5 protein-coding genes are annotated in these 3,474 nt (G+C 35.9%); all 5 read left to right on the top strand.

Going from position 1 to position 3,474, the window contains the following annotated elements; genetic code table 11:
- A partial coding sequence (locus tag AC1DRF_RS19930; protein ID WP_477741493.1) for a BA3454 family stress response protein occupies positions 1-86 on the top strand: 86 nt, incomplete at its 5' end.
- 168 nt (positions 87-254) lie between these two features.
- Positions 255-668, top strand: coding sequence for an RrF2 family transcriptional regulator (locus tag AC1DRF_RS19925; protein ID WP_271996834.1), 414 nt, complete (start codon positions 255-257; stop codon positions 666-668).
- Between the two features lie 179 nt (positions 669-847).
- Complete coding sequence (locus tag AC1DRF_RS19920) at positions 848-1,183, top strand: IDEAL domain-containing protein (protein ID WP_427077257.1); 336 nt, start codon at positions 848-850, stop codon at positions 1,181-1,183.
- Between the two features lie 552 nt (positions 1,184-1,735).
- Positions 1,736-2,659 (top strand): PLP-dependent cysteine synthase family protein, encoded by a 924-nt coding sequence (locus AC1DRF_RS19915; protein WP_427077258.1) that lies wholly within the window; start codon positions 1,736-1,738, stop codon positions 2,657-2,659.
- A 1-nt stretch (position 2,660) separates the two neighbouring features.
- On the top strand, positions 2,661-3,474 hold an 814-nt coding region (locus AC1DRF_RS19910; RefSeq protein WP_477741492.1), incomplete at its 3' end, for an aminotransferase class I/II-fold pyridoxal phosphate-dependent enzyme.

The raw sequence follows: 3,474 nt of genomic DNA, 5'->3' as shown, positions 1-3,474 counted from the left end.
CCAATGTCCTTGTCAAAAAAGAACTTACTTTGGAAAAAATTAAACAGTTAGCAGAAGAACAAGTAAAAAAGCAATGGGATATTTAAATTTATAATTCCATTGTGAAACGATGAAGMAATTTGCTTAGAACAAATACTTGACAATCTAATTTGTAATATTTATCATTACAGTATGTTGATAAGTATTTAAAAGCATACTAGAAATACAGAAATTAGTAAAAAATGATTAGTTGTTTTTATTTTAGGAGGCCGGACATGAATAGTGATTTTACACTTGCCATTCACAGTTTAATTTTTCTTGCGCTACAGCCGGACCGGATGGCAACTAGCGATGCTATTTCAGAAAGTGCCTGTGTTCACCCAGTACGAATTCGTAAAGTCCTAAGTTTGTTGAAAAAACATGGCTTTATAAAATCAAAAGAGGGAGTTGGYGGTGGATTTAAATTTGCTTTGGATCTAATTGAAGTTAATCTATGGGATATTTATAAGATAACCTCTGAAGGTTCACTTCAGCCTAAATGCCCTGAATCAAATGAACATTGTATTGTAGGAGCAAACATGCAAAGAGTCCTATTTTCAATTTTCTTGGGTGGTGAAGAACATTTGGGTGAATATTTAAAGAAATATACACTGAACGAAGTAGTCGATCTTATTAATGAAAAACAGTAAGAAATTTCGAAGAATAATATGATTGACTACTTTTTTATAATTAAATTGTAATAAAATAAATTACAGTTTTAACTAAATTTGAAATATGATGGTTATAACGTAAAGGAAGAAAATTTCTCAGCAGTTGAAACACTCTTCCTATATTTTAGATACTAAACTAATACAAGAAGGTGAAGGGAATGTTGTCACACAGTAGCTCCGTTTTAAAAACAGGTGATTGGATTAAGGGTAAATCACGGAAAGGAGAATTAATAATTGGTTATATTGAATCACTAAATATTTCTCAAGGAGTATTTAAGGTGAATGTTATCACAAGTGACAATCAAGAAACCGTTGGTAAGACCATTCCTATTTTAAGTAATCAGGTTAAGAGTTTGCCCGTTTCAAATGTGATAAACAAGGAACAAATTCTATTTTTAATAGACTTGGCATTATCAACAGGGGATGAGGACTGGTTTATTGAACTTTCTTCCAAGTTTAATTCAATTAAGCAGCTTGTTAATGGGGTAAATTAATGATAGAAATTCTTTTTAGATACTAACTGTAAATTTTAGTATTACACTTGAAGAGGGAGATAATAATCTGCAAAAGAACCTGTAGTTTTACTCTGTTGGATCCATCGATCTAAAGACGAAGGAGTAAGTTCATATTCTTCGATTGTTCAGTATAGAAACATACACCTGATATTACACAATATGATTCAAATGTCTTCAACGATGAAAAAAGATGCCAGTTATTCTTTAAAGGAAGTATTTAGTACCTATGGAACTAGTTTGACTACATTAAAAGATAGCCTAGAAAAAAAGGAATAGTGGAAAATAATATTTAATAAAAGAAAAATAAAAAGCCTTAGGGTTGAACTATGCCCTATAAAATGGACAGTCTAAAAAGACCTATAGATTATACAGCTAACCGATGGCTGGTTTTTTAGTATCTTTTTTTCGATGTAATGATTTTGTCTGGATTATGGAGGGTGTTAAATTATAAACCTTTTCCAGTTATTTCTGATGATAGAAGTGGCAAAATAATAAAAAGAAATAAATCAATAGCCCGGAAAAGGTGTTTTTATGAAGGTATTTAAAGATATCCATTCAATAATCGGAAATACTCCAATTGTAGAAATAAACAGCTTTTCTTTGCCGGAAGGTGTCCATATTTTTGCCAAGCTTGAATTTATGAATCCAGGAGGAAGTGTGAAAGACCGATTAGGTCAGGAGCTTCTAAGAGATGCAATTGAAAGCGGAAGATTAAAAAGAGGCGGAACTATAATTGAACCAACCGCTGGAAATACTGGGATTGGTATAGCCCTTGCTGCGCTAAACCAAGATATAAATGTGATCTTTTGTGTTCCTGAGAAATTCAGTACAGAAAAGCAGCTAATTATGAAGGCGTTAGGAGCGGAAATCGTTCACACCCCTACTGAAAAGGGTATGAAGGGAGCTATTGAAAAAGCTGCAGAGCTGGTGGAAGAAATCCCTGGTTCCTTCTGTCCTCAGCAATTTTCCAATCCTGCCAATCCTCAAACGTATTATAAAACCCTTGGCCCTGAAATCTGGGACCAGATGGATGAAAAAGTGAATATATTCGTTGCTGGAGCTGGATCTGGAGGGACCTTCATGGGTACGGCTAAATTTTTAAAAGAAAAAAATAAGGAGATCAAAACGGTAATTGTTGAACCTGAGGGTTCAATTATCAATGGCGGGCAGCCAGGACCTCATAAAACAGAAGGGATTGGAATGGAATCGTTGCCTGATTTCATGGACCCGTCTTATTTTGACTACATCCATACTATTTCTGATCAGGATGCCTTCAGTCTTGTAAGTGAACTGGCATTAAAAGAAGGACTATTGGTTGGAAGTTCATCGGGTGCAGCTTTTAAGGCTGCTCTTATTGAAGCTGAACATGCGGCTACAGAAACGAATATTGTTGTTATTTTTCCAGATGGAAGTGATAGATACTTAAGTAAGAATATTTATGAAGGTGGGATTTAAGATGAAAAGGAAGACAAAGCTTATTCATGGAGGGATCAGCAGTGACCCGCATACTGGTGCAGTTTCAGTGCCAATCTACCAGGTCAGTACCTACAAACAGGAAGGTGTAGGGGGACATAAAGGTTTTGAATATTCACGTACCGGTAATCCAACAAGGCAGGCTCTTGAAGAATTAATAAAAGATATTGAAGGCGGCACTGCCGGCTTTGCTTTTGGTTCGGGAATGGCTGCTATTACAGCAGTCATGATGCTGTTTAATAAAGGAGATCATGTCATCATGACAGATGATGTATATGGCGGAACATTCCGGGTGATGAGCAAAGTGCTGAATCGATTTGGAATTGAATCTACCTTTGTAGATACAAGCAACCTAAAAAATATCCACAGTGAGATACGTGAAAATACCAAAGCTCTTTATTTAGAAACACCAACCAATCCGCTTTTAAAAATTACAGATATTGAGGCAGCTTCCAGTTTGGCAAAAGAAAACGGTCTATTAACCATTGTTGATAATACTTTCTCCACCCCTTACTGGCAAAATCCAATTGAACTTGGTGCAGATATTGTATTGCACAGTGCCACCAAATATATTGGAGGACATAGCGATGTGGTAGCAGGTCTTGTGGTTGTAAACACCGAGAAGCTTGCACAGGATCTCCACTTTGTGCAAAATTCTACAGGTGGTGTACTGGGACCTCAGGATTCATGGCTATTAATGAGGGGGATCAAAACCTTGGGTATCAGAATGGAAGAGACAGAGGAAAATACTGCAGCTATTGTAAATTTCCTGACTCAGCATCCTTCTGTCAAAAAGG

The organism is Priestia sp. P5_B4, from assembly GCF_056400385.1.
Note: the sequence above shows the minus strand (reverse complement) of the source record. Positions and strands in the feature narration are given on the sequence as shown.